General features: G+C 41.1%; 15 protein-coding genes and 1 pseudogene. 9 read left to right on the top strand and 7 right to left on the bottom strand.

The features are described 5' to 3' along the window. The first annotated feature begins 254 nt into the window (after positions 1-254). Positions 255-1,313, top strand: a complete 1,059-nt coding sequence (gene rsgA, locus OMHG_RS15685) for a ribosome small subunit-dependent GTPase A (RefSeq protein WP_010651842.1) — start codon at positions 255-257, stop codon at positions 1,311-1,313. Between the two features lie 50 nt (positions 1,314-1,363). On the opposite strand, the gene OMHG_RS15680 is transcribed toward rsgA, so the two are convergent. After that, the gene (locus OMHG_RS15680) at positions 1,364-1,903 is read right to left on the bottom strand and encodes an HD domain-containing protein (protein WP_010651841.1); all 540 of its coding nucleotides are present in this window, start codon (positions 1,901-1,903) and stop codon (positions 1,364-1,366) included. A 301-nt stretch (positions 1,904-2,204) separates the two neighbouring features. On the opposite strand from OMHG_RS15680, the gene fni reads away from it, so the two are divergent. After that, the gene (gene fni / locus OMHG_RS15675; protein ID WP_010651840.1) at positions 2,205-3,254 is read left to right on the top strand and encodes a type 2 isopentenyl-diphosphate Delta-isomerase; all 1,050 of its coding nucleotides are present in this window, start codon (positions 2,205-2,207) and stop codon (positions 3,252-3,254) included. A gap of 116 nt (positions 3,255-3,370) precedes the next feature. Here fni and OMHG_RS15670 read toward each other — a convergent pair whose 3' ends face one another. Further along, positions 3,371-3,649 carry a hypothetical protein gene (locus OMHG_RS15670; RefSeq protein ID WP_010651839.1) on the bottom strand — a complete coding sequence of 93 codons (279 nt, stop codon included), beginning with the start codon at positions 3,647-3,649 and terminating at the stop codon, positions 3,371-3,373. 312 nt (positions 3,650-3,961) lie between these two features. Here OMHG_RS15670 and OMHG_RS15665 point away from each other — a divergent pair, with 312 nt between their 5' ends. The 7 genes and pseudogenes from OMHG_RS15665 to OMHG_RS15635 all read left to right on the top strand — a co-directional run bounded on the left by OMHG_RS15665 (position 3,962) and on the right by OMHG_RS15635 (position 10,595). After that, positions 3,962-4,417 (top strand): DUF2188 domain-containing protein, encoded by a 456-nt coding sequence (locus tag OMHG_RS15665; protein WP_010651838.1) that lies wholly within the window; start codon positions 3,962-3,964, stop codon positions 4,415-4,417. Between the two features lie 293 nt (positions 4,418-4,710). Then, positions 4,711-5,427, top strand: a complete 717-nt coding sequence (locus OMHG_RS15660) for a DsbA family oxidoreductase (protein WP_010651837.1) — start codon at positions 4,711-4,713, stop codon at positions 5,425-5,427. Between the two features lie 286 nt (positions 5,428-5,713). After that, on the top strand, positions 5,714-6,667 hold the full coding sequence (locus OMHG_RS15655; RefSeq protein ID WP_010651836.1) for an ABC transporter permease: 954 nt from the start codon (positions 5,714-5,716) through the stop codon (positions 6,665-6,667). Continuing rightward, positions 6,657-7,598: pseudogene (locus OMHG_RS15650) on the top strand (iron chelate uptake ABC transporter family permease subunit); the annotation flags it as partial. The gene OMHG_RS15655 and the pseudogene OMHG_RS15650, both read left to right, overlap by 11 nt. A gap of 3 nt (positions 7,599-7,601) precedes the next feature. After that, positions 7,602-8,357 carry an iron ABC transporter ATP-binding protein gene (locus OMHG_RS15645; protein WP_010651835.1) on the top strand — a complete coding sequence of 252 codons (756 nt, stop codon included), beginning with the start codon at positions 7,602-7,604 and terminating at the stop codon, positions 8,355-8,357. Positions 8,358-8,705: 348 nt separating this feature from the next. Beyond that, on the top strand, positions 8,706-9,671 hold the full coding sequence (locus tag OMHG_RS15640; RefSeq protein WP_010651834.1) for a siderophore ABC transporter substrate-binding protein: 966 nt from the start codon (positions 8,706-8,708) through the stop codon (positions 9,669-9,671). Between the two features lie 213 nt (positions 9,672-9,884). After that, entirely contained in the window at positions 9,885-10,595 is a 711-nt protein-coding gene (locus tag OMHG_RS15635) for a SurA N-terminal domain-containing protein (protein WP_010651833.1), read from the top strand. Positions 10,596-11,159: 564 nt separating this feature from the next. Here OMHG_RS15635 and hisC read toward each other — a convergent pair. From hisC to hisH, 5 genes are read right to left on the bottom strand one after another with little or no spacing between them, the layout of a single operon-like run. After that, positions 11,160-12,224 carry a histidinol-phosphate transaminase gene (hisC, locus tag OMHG_RS15630; protein WP_010651832.1) on the bottom strand — a complete coding sequence of 355 codons (1,065 nt, stop codon included), beginning with the start codon at positions 12,222-12,224 and terminating at the stop codon, positions 11,160-11,162. Then, complete coding sequence (gene hisIE, locus OMHG_RS15625; RefSeq protein ID WP_010651831.1) at positions 12,217-12,858, bottom strand: bifunctional phosphoribosyl-AMP cyclohydrolase/phosphoribosyl-ATP diphosphatase HisIE; 642 nt, start codon at positions 12,856-12,858, stop codon at positions 12,217-12,219. Before hisIE ends, hisC begins: the two co-directional genes overlap by 8 nt. After that, entirely contained in the window at positions 12,858-13,619 is a 762-nt protein-coding gene (gene hisF / locus OMHG_RS15620) for an imidazole glycerol phosphate synthase subunit HisF (RefSeq protein WP_010651830.1), read from the bottom strand. Before hisF ends, hisIE begins: the two co-directional genes overlap by 1 nt. Beyond that, positions 13,609-14,331 carry a 1-(5-phosphoribosyl)-5-[(5-phosphoribosylamino)methylideneamino]imidazole-4-carboxamide isomerase gene (hisA, locus tag OMHG_RS15615; protein ID WP_010651829.1) on the bottom strand — a complete coding sequence of 241 codons (723 nt, stop codon included), beginning with the start codon at positions 14,329-14,331 and terminating at the stop codon, positions 13,609-13,611. The genes hisF and hisA overlap by 11 nt, the downstream gene beginning before the upstream one ends. Beyond that, positions 14,328-14,933 (bottom strand): imidazole glycerol phosphate synthase subunit HisH, encoded by a 606-nt coding sequence (gene hisH, locus OMHG_RS15610; protein WP_010651828.1) that lies wholly within the window; start codon positions 14,931-14,933, stop codon positions 14,328-14,330. The genes hisA and hisH overlap by 4 nt, the downstream gene beginning before the upstream one ends. Between the last annotated feature and the right edge of the window lie 9 nt (positions 14,934-14,942).

Raw genomic sequence — 14,942 nt, 5'->3', positions numbered from 1 at the left:
TTAATAACTCAACTGCTTATTCAACTTATTATGAATCACCATACATACAAAAGAATTTGGAAAAAATGTAGCAACTTATATAGAAAGTGTAGTAAAATAATTCAGAGTAATTCCACCATTTTGAAAGGAGTGATGCAGTATGACTGTATATAATCCGATTTTAAAAGACGCAAATAAAAAAATAGCCATCAAAATGGAGGAACAGTCGGTATGAATGTGACGTTTCCTTCATTAAATTAGGAGGAAATTATCTATTGAATAAGCTTAATAACCTTGGTTGGAAGAATTCCGACGAGGATGTAAACACAGAAACGATCGCCCGTGTGATTGCGGTGCAGAAAAACAGCTATCGCATATCGGATGGCAGTATGGAATTTATTGCACATGTAAGTGGAAAGTTTTTAAATGAAGCAGAAACAACAATCGATTTTCCCGCTGTCGGTGATTGGGTTGAAGCCGATAAACTCAATGATGAGCAGAAGGCGGTTATAAAGAGGGTCCTGCCTCGTAAAAGCCAGTTTGTCCGGCAGGCAGCGGGTCTGAAGACAGAGGCACAGCTCGTGGCAGCCAATATCGATAGCATTTTTATCGTGAATTCACTTAATCATGATCTGAATCTGCGGCGAATAGAGCGTTATATCTTATCTGCATATGAAAGTGGTGCATCCCCGGTTGTTGTATTGACTAAAAGAGATGAATGTACAGAAGAGCAAGTTACAGACGTCATCGCACAAGTGGAAGAGGTTGCAATTGGCGTACCTATTGTGGCAATCAGCAGTGTGACGAAAGAGGGTATTGAAGGATTATTCGATTATCTGGCTCCAGGTAGGACGGGTGCTTTGCTTGGCTCCTCCGGGGTGGGAAAGTCTACGCTCGTTAACACGCTGCTAGGTGAAGAGATCCAGGACACGAAAGGGGTCCGTGAATCTGACAGTAAAGGTCGACATACGACAACACATCGGGAAATGTTTATCCTGCCTAATAAAGCTTTGCTGATTGACACGCCGGGAATGCGGGAGCTGCAGCTGTGGGATGGCGAGTCGGCGATGAATGAAGCCTTCCAGGAAGTGGAAGCATTGGCTGCGGATTGCCGCTTTACCGATTGCAGGCATCAGACAGAACCAGGCTGCAAAGTTAAAGAAGCCTTAGAAAATGGGGAAATAACCGAGGACCGTTTCCAGAGCTATTTGAAACTGCAGCGCGAGCTCGCCTTTGAAAAGCGTAAGCAAGATCAGAAGGCACAACTTGAGGAAAAGAATAAATGGAAGCAGATTTCAAAACAACAGAAAAACAAATTTAAATATAGATCGTAATCGAGGGGCCCTTTTAGAGGGCTCCTTTACATTTTCCCACTATCCTCTGGTTACCCAAAGACCCGTTTGACAGCTTCTTCGTATGTTTTGAAAAAGTCTGGGATTTCATCCACAGCGAACCCCTCGTACATATGGTTAACGATCGATCTGTTATACCATGCTTGTTCGGCGGCTCCTGCATTGAAATTTTTCCATATAGCTTGTCCCAGCTGGGTAAGATCCTCTTCAAGTCCTAGCAGATTGTCCAGCTTATCAGCTATAATTAAGCATTTGATTTCTTTATCTGCATATTTAACAGTATCTATCGTATGTTGTTTACGTTCCTGCCAGGATTTTGATTTATCCTCTGTGTGGGCTGCAACGATTCGAGCGGTTTCCGGACCGAATTCTCTTTCAATCTCTTCAATCTCAATCGGCGTATCTTCAACCACATCGTGTAAATACCCGGCACAGACCAATGTTTCGCTGAAACCAGCCTGTTCGAGTCTCTCGGCAACACGGATTGGATGGGTGATATAGGCGCTGTCAGAATTTTTTCTTGTTTGTCCTTTATGAGCGAGTTCGGCAAACTCTCTGGCCTTTTCCTTCATTTTTCATATCCTCCTTTGCGGGATTACGAAGTTAATTTTCACTATACCATATCCTCTTATGTGGTAGCCTGCGAAATTCTATTCGCTTAATTACATTCCCGGAAGCATCTAATCATATCGATAAGAGCACAGCCTTAAATAGGCCAGGACTAATGACTTTGCTTTAGAAATTCGAATAGCTTCATCTGCACCGTTTTTCCGCAAAAACTCCTCCCATATCTTAAGTGCTCTTTCTTTCTTTTCTGGCTCTAAACAAGTAGACTGTAAGGTAACGATATTATATATAGCGGAGGTACCACGTATGGAAAAAGGAATCAATCAACGGAAGACAGAGCATATACGTCTTTGTCTAACTGGAAATGTGGAAGGTGTAAATAAATCAACCGGTCTTGAAGGAATTAATTTCTTACATAATGCCCTGCCTGAAATAAATTTTGCGGATATAACGCTGGAAACTAGCTTCCTGAATAAGAAACTGAAAGCGCCATTTTTGGTCAGTTCCATGACTGGCGGTACGGAACTTGCAACAAAAATCAATCAGAATCTGGCACTGGCAGCAGAAGAAAAGGGTTGGGCACTGGGAATTGGCTCAACACGTGCCTTTTTGGAAAGTGATCAGCATAAAGAATCCTTTCTAATTCGGAAACAGGCTCCTACCGCTCCTTTAATTGCAAATATTGGTGCAGTACAGTTCAATTATGGCTATGGGGCAGAAGATTGCCAAAGGATTATAGAAAAAACGGGAGCAGATTCAATCGTTCTGCATTTGAACAGCTTACAGGAAGCGGTGCAGGATGGGGGAGACTTAAACTTCGAAAACCTTCTTCCAAAAATAGAACAGGTCTGCAAAACGCTGGGCGCTCCAGTCGGTGTCAAAGAGGTTGGTTTTGGGATTGATGGAGAAGCGGCTGAGAGACTCTACAATGCAGGAATTTCCTATATCGATGTGGCAGGCGCTGGTGGAACATCATGGAGCCAAGTGGAAAAACTGCGGTCTCGTGATCCTCTTAAAAAGGCAGCTGCTGAGGCATTTAATAATTGGGGGAATCCCACGAAAGACTGTATTGTATCTGTTCGCAGCAAGCTCCCGGAAGCACCAATCGTTGCAAGTGGCGGAATGAAAACGGGTGTAGATGCAGCAAAAGCAATCACAATCGGTGCAGATATCATCGGTTTTGCCCGTCAGCTTTTAAAGGCAGCTACTGAATCAGCAGAAGATGTTATCCAAACAATGGAACAAATTGAACTGGAACTTAAAATGACAATGTTTGGCATTGGTGTTAAAAATCTGGACGAATTGAAAAACACAAAACGCGTTAGTATACTTGGACAATCATTATTAGACAGCTAAAGCCACAGAGGGCTTTAGCTGTTTTTTGCATTACTTAACACCGCAATTGATAGAACCCGCGGTATAGCAGCAACGGCCGATTTCCGCTCCGGACAGTCGCTTTCCGCGGCGGGCTCTCAGCTTCTTCGGAAGAAACCCACTTCCTGCGGCTGTTGCTTTTCCCGCTGTACCTCTTGGGATTTGACCAACCATCTCAAATTGTTTAAGGATTTATTATAATACAATCGAATAAGAATAAAACTCAAAAATACGATAACTGCTTCGGCCGATTTCCGCTCCGGACAGTCGCTTTCCGCGGGCAACGCTTCAGCTTCCTCAGAAGCAAAACCGGCTTCTTGCGGGATCTTCAGCTGTTGCTTTTCCCGCTGGAGTCGACTGCCCTGCGCTACAATCAATCAATTTAATAATTGAATAACATTAATTTGATTCAGAAAGCCAAATCATAGCGGAGGAAATACACGGAGACTCCAGCGGGAAAGCGAAGACGATGAGACCCCGCAGAGAGCGTTCTTTGCGAGTGAGGAGGCTCATCGCGAGCCCGCGGAAAGCGCAGTGTATTTCCAGAGCGGGGATAAAGCTCATCATCAAGTTACTTCACAGTTTATAGATTATGTGCAAAGATTATAATCCTTTTTAGTGGCAGCCATAAGTTTTACGATCTTAAGCAAGGGTAAACAGTATAGTAAATAAGGGAGGAGTGTTGTCAGATGCCATGGGATATGAATGATTATCCGGCCTCAATGAAAAATTTAAATGAAGTTACTAAAAAGAAAGCAATAGATATTGCCAACGCAATGCTGGACGAAGGCTATGAAGAAGGACGCGCCATTCCGATCGCAATTGACCAGGCGAAGGAATGGAAGGAAAATGCATCCAGTGATGAAATTGAGGATTATAGAAAACACGGGAAGCCAACACAGCGTTCAAAAGAAGGAAAAAAGTATAAAAGCAATCCGGAACGATTAGAAGAAGGGGAAGAAGTTGTCGGACATGAGGACGGATGGGCGGTAAAATCAAGTGGTTCTGACCGGGCCAGCGAGGTGTTCGATAATAAGCAAGACGCAATCAGCCGAGCCAAAGAGATTGCCAAAAATAAAGGCACTTCATTAACCATCTATAAAAAGGATGGTTCTGTACAGGATAAACAATCATTTGATGAATAGACTATTCCTAAAGAGGTTTAGTCTTTTTTTATGGCCTCATTCTTTTGATTCATCCCTGTTTTCCCTATAGCAGTTTCGTCAAGGCTGACAAAAACCATTTTTGTCCCAGTGCGGCCAGCGTCAGCTCGGGGCCGAAATGCCAGCTGCCGTTAGCAAAGAAGAGATTTCTCTGTATTACGATAGGATTTATCAAAACCAACATTCTTTGATATGGCAGTGTTTGCAATAAGCAATTCATTTTCCGTCGGGTTTTCACTGTGCTACAATATTGAAAGAAAAGCGAGGTGTTTTTGATGAAGATTGAAGTATGGTCTGATTTTGTATGTCCTTTCTGTTATATTGGAAAGCGAAGGCTAGAAAAGGCTATGGAGCAGTTTTCACACCGTGACCAGGTCACAGTGCAATTTAAAAGTTATCAGCTTGATCCAACAGCGAAACATATACCGGGAAAAGACTTTTACGAAACGTTTTCTGAATTGAAGGGAATGCCACTTGATCAGGTTAAAGCAATGAATCGCCAAGTCGCCCAACAAGCGGCAGGTGTTGGACTGAAATACAATTTTGATGATATGAAATATGCAAATACATTTGATGCCCACCGTGTTGCGAAATACGCTGATGAGCAGGGCAAAGGGAAAGAAGTAACGGAAAGATTCCTTCATGCCCACTTCACAGAGTCACAACTGCTCAGTGATCGCGAAACCTTGGTAAAGCTTGCTGAGGAAGTAGGCTTAAATCCAGCAGAGGTCGATAACGTCGTCAATTCAGATAAATACAGAAACAGAGTAAATGAAGATATCGATGTTGCCCATCAAATCGGAGTTCAAGGAGTACCATTCTTTGTATTTAATGAAAAATATGCTGTATCAGGTGCCCAGCCTGTTGAAGTATTTTCAGAAGTATTGGAGAAAGTTTGGGAAGAAGAGAAAGAAAAACCAGTGTTAAAGTCTCTCAATCCGAAGAAGTCAGAAACATCCTACTGTACGGATGAAGGCTGTGACGTCAATTAAGCTTAAGGCATACCATGGGGAACCTATTCATGGTATGCCTTTTTTATGCATGAAATAATATTAAAAATATTCGCCTTTATATTGACGCTATCTGTAATTCTGTTATACTAATAATAACCTAATTGATAATGAATATCATTCTTATTTAGATTTGTTTGAATGTAATAATTATTATTAATAACACGGTGTTGGACAGTATTCAACATCTGTGAAAACAGAGGGAATGCTGGTTCGTCCTATTTTTCAGGAAAGAGAATTGGCACTTATTTAAAGAGAAGGGCAGTCTATGAAGATAAGGTATTTAATTTTAGCATTGGTAGTTCTTTCAGGTTCATCGGTTTTCATAGGTGTTTCTGATCTTTCACCATTAGACATATTCAATTTGACCGAAGCTCAGCAGCAAGTATTGCTTGTCAGCAGAATTCCGCGTCTGTTTAGTATCATCATTGCCGGAATGAGTATGAGTATTGTTGGATTGATCATGCAGCAATTAAGCAGGAATAAATTTGTATCTCCTACAACAGCGGGTACGCTGGATTCTGCAAGACTTGGAATCTTGGTTTCCATGATGATCTTTACTGCAGCCAGTCCATTGCAAAAAATGTTTGTATCTTTTATTTTTGCCCTTTTAGGTACCTTCATTTTTATGAAGATACTTGAAAAGATTAAGTTTAAAGATGCGATATTTATCCCGTTAATTGGATTGATGTTCGGGAACATCATCAGTTCCATTTCCACCTTCTTCGCTTATCAGAATGATCTGATCCAGAATATGTCTTCCTGGATGCAAGGTGACTTCTCGATGATAATGAGCGGGAATTATGAATTGATGTTTGTAAGCGTGCCACTTCTATTCCTGGCGTATTTTTATGCAAATAAGTTCACGATTGCAGGCATGGGAGAGGACTTCTCGAAGAATCTCGGACTCAATTACCGTCAAGTAGTCAATCTCGGATTGGTAATCAGTGCGCTTGTTACAGCTTCCGTTGTACTATCGGTCGGTGTCATTCCATTTCTGGGTCTGATCATCCCGAATATTGTTACGATCTATCAAGGTGATCATTTGAAAAAGACACTATTACATACAGCATTGCTAGGTGCAGTATTCGTTATGTTTTGCGATGTTATCGGCAGAGTCATCATTTATCCTTATGAAATTCCAATCAGTTTGACCGTTGGGGTTATAGGTAGTGGAATATTCATCTATCTATTGCTGAGGAGAAAAAAATATGGGTTATAAGAAAAAGACTATTATACTTGCCGTTATCGCATTATTGCTAGCATTGCTTTATATCTTTTACGATTTAAGCGGAAACATCGGTTATATTTTGCCTAGAAGATCCATTAAAGTCCTGGCCATCATATTGACAGGTGGGGCTATCGCATTTGCTACAGTCGTCTTTATGACAATTACAAATAACAGAATCCTGACACCGAGTGTTCTTGGACTTGATTCCTTATATATGCTGATTCAAACATTTATCATCTTTATTTTCGGTGCTAACTCACTGGTAATGATGGATAGCAATCTGAATTATCTTGTATCCATTGGCATTATGGTCGTGTTTTCGTTACTGCTTTATCGCTTCCTCTTCAAAGGGGAAAAGAACAATATTTACTTCCTGCTGCTGATTGGAATGATCCTTGGAACCTTCTTTGGGAGCTTTACCGATTTCATGCAGGTACTAATCGATCCGAATGAATTTATGGTAGCGCAGGATCGCATGTTTGCAAGTATTAACAATGTGAACACGGATCTTGTATATCTGTCGGTAATTATTATTGCGATTGTCATGATTTACTTTGTTCGCTTCTATAAATACTTGGATGTCTTAGCACTTGGAAAAGACGAGGCAATTAACCTGGGAGTTCCATACGATTACGTTGTGAAACGACTGCTCGTTATAGTAGCCATCCTGATTTCTGTATCAACAGCGTTAATAGGACCAATTACATTTCTGGGTCTGCTTGTTGTAAACGTGGCTTATGAGCTCATGAAAACGTATCGGCATTTCTACATCATACTTAGCTCTGTTTTTATCAGTATGATTGCACTGCTTGGAGGGCAATTTATTGTAGAGAAGGTATTTACTTTCAATACTACAATCAGTGTCATTATTAACTTTATCGGTGGCGTCTATTTTATATATCTTTTGTTAAAGGAGAATAAAAAAATGGTAGATTTGAAAAATGTCTTTAAGTCGTATAATAAGAAGAATGTTATCGATGATGTTTCCCTTAAAATCGAGAAGGGAACGATCACTTCTTTTATTGGCCCCAATGGTGCCGGGAAGAGTACGTTAATCTCAATGATCAGCCGTTTGATTGCAAAAGATAATGGTGCCATCACAATTGATGGCAAGGACATACTGCAAACCAAGAATAATGAATTGGCCAAGAAGATTTCCATTCTAAAGCAATCGAATGCCATTAATTTGAAATTAACTGTTCGTGAACTGGTTTCATTCGGCCGGTTTCCATATTCCCAAGGAAAATTGAAAAAAGAAGACCATGAAAAAATTGATGAGGCAATTGATTATATGGAACTTAGAGACATTCAGGATAAATATCTGGATGAGCTAAGCGGCGGACAGCGCCAGCGTGCACATATTGCGATGGTTATTGCACAGGATACCGAGTATATTCTGCTGGATGAGCCACTGAATAATCTGGATATGCGCCATTCTGTACAAATCATGAAAACTTTGCGCAAGCTTGTAAATGAAATGGGTAAAACGATTTTACTAGTTATCCATGATATTAATTTTGCTTCCTGCTATTCCGACCATATCGTAGCCCTAAAAGATGGAAAAATTGTGAAACAGGGCCGTACATGTGATGTGATTGATAAATGTGTACTGAAAGATATCTATGATATGGATATCGACATCAAGGAAATTGATGAAAGACGTATTTGTGTTTATTTCTAATAACAATTTCGTATGACATGGCTGGAAGATAGCTCGCTATGAAATCAACAAATGAGGGCAAAAAAAAGCCCCTTATCATAATCGGATCTGACCAATCATGATAAAGGAGCAACACCTAACTTAAGTTTACCTTATCTGAAACGTTTGGTAAATAACTTTGATTTCAAAATATAAAATTCTGCATGCTTAGAGCGCTCGGCATGACAGGATATAAAGTAATTCGGCTCATTCGCTGAAAATATCGCCTTCTATTTGTTGAGGAAATAGTGAAATTGAAATTCATACATATGCATACTTTGGTTGTTATTTTTAATAATATATTTTTTAACAAAAAAGGAGTAAAATCAGATGAAAAAATTATGGTTAATGCTCATCATGAGTTTATTGGTTCTATTTATTGCTGCTTGCGGCTCAGACGATAATACGGATGAAGCAGCTAATGCAGGCGAAGATACAGAGGAAACAAAATCGGATGAAACGGTTACTGTATCCCATGAACTTGGCGAGACAGAGGTTCCGAAAAATCCAGAAAAGGTAGTTGTATTTGATTTTGGTATTTTAGATACATTGGATAAACTCGGTGTTGAAGTTGCAGGGGTTGCCCAAGCTGGTACAATTCCAGCATACTTGGAAAAATATGCCGGTGATGAATATGAGAATATCGGAAGTCTAAAAGAGCCTGACTTTGAAAAAATTGCAGAGATTGATCCGGATGTCATTATTATTTCCGGTCGTCAGGCGAGTGTATACGATCAACTGACAGAGATTGCCCCTACCATCCATCTTGGTGTGGATACAACAAGATATATGGATTCATTTAAAGAAAATATGGCAGTGGTTGGAGAAATTTTTGATGCACAAGACGAGATTGATGCAGAAATTGCAAAAATTGAAGAATCTATTACTGCCTTAAATGAAAAGGCAACAGCCTCAGAACTGAATTCACTTATTATTCTAGCGAATGATGATAAAATCAGTGCATATGGCCCGAATTCACGCTTTGGAATGATTCACGATGTGTTCGGTGTCCAGCCTGTTGATGACTCAATTGAAGCATCGACACATGGCATGAATGTTACATTTGAATATGTAATGGAACAGGATCCGGATCTATTATACGTAGTCGATAGAGGGGCGGTTGTAGGTGGCGAGTCTTCTGCACCTCAACTGGTTGAAAATGAATTGGTAAAAAACACAAAAGCATATCAAAATAAAAATATTGTTTATTTGGATCCTGATTTCTGGTATCTTTCCGGCGGTGGATTGACTTCCGTTTCAGAAATGATTAACGAGATCGATGCAAGTATAGAATAATTTGAAAAAGCAGTCTGCTATGCAGGCTGCTTTTGTATTAATAGGCAAAAGTAAGTAATTATTTTTCGAATTTGTTGTTTAACTGTAAATTAGTCCCGAGACAGTTGATATGACGGCATTCAATCAGAATTTCCCCTGTTTTTAATACTTGATATCGAATCTATATTTATGGTTGAATGGAGGAAGGTTAAAAGAAACGAGGGGGACAAACACATGAAAAGAATATTGATACTGTTAACAGCACTTACGATAGCGATCATACTTTCGGCCTGCAACAATGATAAGTCAGCAGAGGAAAGTAAAAATAAAGAAGCAAATACATCTGAGCAGAAACAGGAAGAACTGGAATTTACTGAAGAAGAAAAGGTAGAGGATGATACATCAGTTGCGGTTGTCAATGGGGAAGAGATAAAGGGTGAAGATTACAATCCGATATACACCCAGGTAAAAACAACGATGTATCAATATGGACAAGATGTGAGTGACCTGCCTTCCATCCAGAATCAAACGGTAGACATTCTTATTGAGCAGGCATTGATTAAGCAGGACGCTGAAAAAGCAGGCATCAAGGTTACAGAAGAAGATGCACAGAAGGAACTGGCCAAGATAAAAGAAGAAAGCAATGAAGAAGAATTTGCAGCACTGCTTGAGCAATATCAAATGACAGAAGAAGAATTTGAAAAACAGCTCATGGATGATCTTACTACAATCAAATATGTAGACGAACAATTTAAGGCAGAAGTTACTGACAAAGAAGTAAAAGAGTACTATGATCAGTTGAAGGAACAGAACCAGGAAGTCGGTAAATTGGAAGAAGTAGAGGATAAAATAAAAGAAGTACTCGTTAATGAAAAACAGAGTCAGCAGCTGCGGGCAAAGGTAGACGAACTGAAAGAGAATGCAGAAGTGGAAAAAACGTTATAAATAAAGACTCTTTTCGTAAGTATTGTTGTTATTTCTAACTCTGTATTTGATAAAAATTGCGACATAACAGCAACGGCCGATTTCCGCTTCGGGCAGTCGCTTTCCGCGGCGGGCGCTCTCAGCTTCCTCGGAAGAAACCCACTTCCTGCGGGATCTTCAGCTGTTGCTTTTCCCGCTGGAGTCGACTGCCCTGCGCTCCAATCAATCAGCTTAATAATTGAATAACAGTAATTCGATTCAGAAAGCCAAATCACAACGGAGGAAATACACGGAGACTCCTTGAAATTGCATTCGCAATTTCTGCGTGCGATGCCTTGCTGCCGCAGCCTTCCTTGTCCTGCGGGAAAGCGAAGACGCTAAGACCCCACAGAGAGCGAACTTTGCGAGCGAGGAGGCTTAGCGCGAGCCCGCGGAAAGCGCAGTGTATTTCCGGAGTGGAGATAAGCTCATCATCAAGGTACGTTGCATTTTATATATTTTATGTAAAAACAACAAACTTTGAGAAAACAGCCTAAATAGAAAAACATCGCTCCTTTTCATCTGGAGCGATGTTTTTTACTGGAATCATGATGATGCTGTAAGACTATCCAATGTACGTAAAAGCTTCTGCATTTGCTCATCTGTACCAATCGTGATGCGGATATAATTCTCAATCGGTTTAGATTTAAAATGCCTGACAAGGATGCCATTTTCCTTTAAATTAGCATATAAACGATCAGCACGCTGGTCAGGATGTGTGGCAAAGATGAAATTCGTTTGGGATGGCAGTACGGAATACCCGCGTTTTTTCATTTCAGAGACAGTCCATTCCCTTGTCATGATAATTTTATTTGTTGTATCTTTAAAATAATCTACATCTCTAATAGCGGCTTCGGCACCAGCTATAGCGAGCCTATCGAGTGTATAGGAGTTAAAGGAGTCTTTTATCCGAACCAGCCCCTCAATCAATTCTGGCTGTCCCATCGCAAATCCAACCCGCAAGCCGGCGAGAGAGCGCGACTTGGACATCGTCTGAATGACAAGCAAATTCTCATAGGTATTGATTAAAGAGGTCGCTGAAGCCTCAGCAAAGTCAATATAGGCCTCATCGACAATCACAATCTGATCTGGATTGCTCTCCAGGATTTCTTTTACTGAATCAAGACCCAAGTAAACACTTGTCGGCGCATTGGGATTTGGAAAGATGACACCGCCCTCTGCTTGGAAAAAATCTTTTACGGGAAGCGTGAAATCTTCATGCAGCGGAACCTCTTCTGCCGGAATGCCGAACAGATCGGCATATACCGGATAAAAGCTGTAGGAAATGGCCGGATAACGAATTTTCTTGTCTGTATCAAAAAATGCCACGAATGAAAAAGCTAGGATTTCATCAGACCCGTTTCCAACAAAAATATTTTCTTTGGATAATTGATAAAAGGATGCAATATCCTCTCTCAGCTTGTCTGCAGTAGGGGAGGGATAAAGGTTTAGCTTCCTGTCCGTTTCCCTTTGGATTTCCTGTATCACTTTAGGTGATGGGGGATACGGATTTTCATTCGTATTCAGTTTAATGATATCAGTCCGATTAATCTGTTCTCCAGGAACATACGGCTTACAGCGCCTTGCAGCCTCACTCCAAAATTTACTCACGATTTTGACCTTCCTTTTTGATATGTCTCTTCAGTAATTCAGCTTTTACATCTGTTATCGATATACCCATCAGCTCCATTAAAACCAATGTATGATACGTAAGATCAGAAATTTCGCTGGTTGTTTCTTTTCGATCATTATTTTTAGCGCCAATGACTACCTCTGTCGTCTCTTCTCCAACCTTTTTAAGGATTTTATCGATCCCTTTCTCAAACAGGTAAGATGTATATGCACCATCGATTGGATTCTCGCGGCGGTTTTTGATTTTTTCAATGACCTGGTAAACGATATCATGGGATGGAATTTCATTGGTGAACAGTTCATTATGGAAACAAGTTTCTTCTCCAGTGTGACATGCCGGTCCAATCGGGGTGACCTGGACTAATAGAGCGTCTGCATCACAATCAAAGGCTATTTTCTTAACCTGCTGTTTATTTCCGGATGTCTCACCCTTATTCCATAGTTCCTGGCGCTTTCTTGAAAAGAACCAAGTTTCCTTTGTTTCAATCGTTTTCAGCAAGGAGTCTCTGTTCATATAGGCTAGTGTCAATACGCCTCCTGTATTTGCATCCTGTACAATGGCAGGGATGAGCCCATTTTCATTAAATGAGAGTTGTTCGATGTTTATCTCCATTAGTTGTCCCTCCTGACAATGATGTCACTTTCTTGAAGAAAGTTTTTTAAATCGGGTATATTTATTTCTTCGTAGTGAAAGACAGAAGCTGCCAATGCTGCGTCAGCCCCTTCTTTTAATACGGTGCTGAAATGCTCTTTATTACCTGCTCCGCCACTTGCAACTACTGGGATATTGACGGTTTGTGCAATCTTTTTGGTGAGTGATAGATTATAGCCATCTTTTTCGCCATCTGAATCCATGGCATTGATCACAAGCTCACCCGCACCTAGCTGTTCGCCGCGTTTGGCCCACTCGATTGCATCGATGCCGGTGTCATGGCGTCCGCCTTTAGTAAAGACATTCCATCTATTTGGGGCTACTTCTTTTGCGTCAATCGATAAGACGATACACTGACTGCCGAATTTAAGTGCAGCGTCCGTAATCAATTGCGGATTATCGACAGCTGCGCTATTGATAGAGACTTTATCTGCTCCGGAACGCAAAACCTTATGAATATCTTCGACCGTTCGTATCCCTCCGCCGACAGTGAAAGGGATAGCAATCTCTTTTGCGACATTCTCAACTACATCAAGGAATATATTCCGTTCTTCATTTGAGGCGGTAATGTCATAGAATACGAGTTCATCAGCACCTGCTTTGTTGTATCTCTTGGCTAATTCGACTGGATCAGCCACATCACGGATATTTTGAAATCTTTTTCCTTTCACTACACGGCCTTTGTCTACATCGAGGCAGGGGACGATTCTTTTAGCCAGCATGTTGATCACCCTCTGTTAATTTTTCAAATTTCAATGAACCATCGTATAATGCTTTGCCGATAATAGCTCCGTACATGTTCAGCGATCTTAATCTTGAGATGTCTTCTTCCGTTGAAACTCCGCCGGAAGCAATTACATTGATGCTGGTTTCCTCATTAATTGCCTGCAGTTCTTCGAAATTAGGTCCCTGCAGCATACCATCCTTTAGAATGTCTGTATAGACGATTGTTTCTACGCCGATAGCTTCTAACTCCTTAACAAGGTCGGTTGCTCTGACCGTACTTGTCTCCGTCCATCCATCTGTAGCGACATAGCCATTGCGGGCATCAATGGAAACTGCGATTTTGGATCCGTACTTGTGTACGGCCTGTTTGAGGATTTCCTGATTGTTGATGGCGGCAGTACCCAGGATGACACGGGCAATTCCGGCAGCCAGGTAATCGTCGATCAAATCGATTGATCGGATTCCGCCGCCAACTTGAACAGGAATGCTTGTGCTTCTGGCAATTTCTTTAATGGATTCCCGGTTGGGCGAGTCCCCGGTCTTGGCCCCGTCAAGGTCCACGGTATGTAAATATACTGCACCTTTTTTCTCCCATTCGGAAGCCATGGCGGCAGGTGAGTCGCCATAGATAACTTCTTTATTATAGTCGCCCTGGGTTAGGCGTACACATTTTCCGCCACGGATATCAATTGCTGGAAAAAGAATCATGAAATCATCTCCTCATAATTTTGTAACAGCTTGATGCCAACATCCCCACTTTTTTCTGGGTGGAATTGCATGCCGGTTACATTCCCTTGCTGAACGATGGCTGGAACGACACCACCATACTGTGTGCTGCCGAATAAGGACGTTTCCTCAAGCGTATCCACTGCATAGGAATGGACGAAGTAAACATAAAAGTCTTCTGGCAAGTCTTTCAATAACCGGCTTTCCTGGTGTTTGGCGATAGTGTTCCATCCCATATGGGGGACTTTTACCGTATCCCTGATTTTACTTACATTTCCTTTTAGTAAACCAAGACCTTCCCAGTCGCCGTCTTCATAACTTCTTTCATAAAATAATTGCATTCCGAGACAGATGCCAAGAATCGGTTTGCCTGATGCAGCTTCCTTCTTGATGACTTCAGCTAATCCCATTTCATTGATAGCATCCATAGCATCTTTAAAGGCTCCTACACCAGGAAGGATGATAGATGCTGCATCCCTGATAACCTGAGGGTCTGTAGTTAGTACAGATTCTTTATTTAATTTATCCAGTGCAAATTGCAGGCTCTTGATATTCCCAGCACCATAATCAATGATTGCAATCATCAAAATCTC

The sequence above is a fragment of the Oceanobacillus massiliensis str. N'diop genome (assembly GCF_000285495.1).
GTDB lineage: Bacteria > Bacillota > Bacilli > Bacillales > Amphibacillaceae > Oceanobacillus > Oceanobacillus massiliensis.
Note: the sequence above shows the minus strand (reverse complement) of the source record. Positions and strands in the feature narration are given on the sequence as shown.

What these genes read in the sequence shown, in the direction of transcription:
- OMHG_RS15680 (WP_010651841.1), bottom strand. Translation starts at nt 1,903, where the DNA reads ATGAAGGAAAAGGCCAGAGAGTTTGCCGAACTCGCTCATAAAGGACAA.
- fni (WP_010651840.1), top strand. Translation starts at nt 2,205, where the DNA reads ATGGAAAAAGGAATCAATCAACGGAAGACAGAGCATATACGTCTTTGT.
- OMHG_RS15665 (WP_010651838.1), top strand. Translation starts at nt 3,962, where the DNA reads ATGCCATGGGATATGAATGATTATCCGGCCTCAATGAAAAATTTAAAT.
- OMHG_RS15660 (WP_010651837.1), top strand. Translation starts at nt 4,711, where the DNA reads ATGAAGATTGAAGTATGGTCTGATTTTGTATGTCCTTTCTGTTATATT.
- OMHG_RS15655 (WP_010651836.1), top strand. Translation starts at nt 5,714, where the DNA reads ATGAAGATAAGGTATTTAATTTTAGCATTGGTAGTTCTTTCAGGTTCA.
- OMHG_RS15645 (WP_010651835.1), top strand. Translation starts at nt 7,602, where the DNA reads ATGGTAGATTTGAAAAATGTCTTTAAGTCGTATAATAAGAAGAATGTT.
- OMHG_RS15640 (WP_010651834.1), top strand. Translation starts at nt 8,706, where the DNA reads ATGAAAAAATTATGGTTAATGCTCATCATGAGTTTATTGGTTCTATTT.
- OMHG_RS15635 (WP_010651833.1), top strand. Translation starts at nt 9,885, where the DNA reads ATGAAAAGAATATTGATACTGTTAACAGCACTTACGATAGCGATCATA.
- hisIE (WP_010651831.1), bottom strand. Translation starts at nt 12,858, where the DNA reads ATGGAGATAAACATCGAACAACTCTCATTTAATGAAAATGGGCTCATC.
- hisF (WP_010651830.1), bottom strand. Translation starts at nt 13,619, where the DNA reads ATGCTGGCTAAAAGAATCGTCCCCTGCCTCGATGTAGACAAAGGCCGT.
- hisA (WP_010651829.1), bottom strand. Translation starts at nt 14,331, where the DNA reads ATGATTCTTTTTCCAGCAATTGATATCCGTGGCGGAAAATGTGTACGC.
- hisH (WP_010651828.1), bottom strand. Translation starts at nt 14,933, where the DNA reads ATGATTGCAATCATTGATTATGGTGCTGGGAATATCAAGAGCCTGCAA.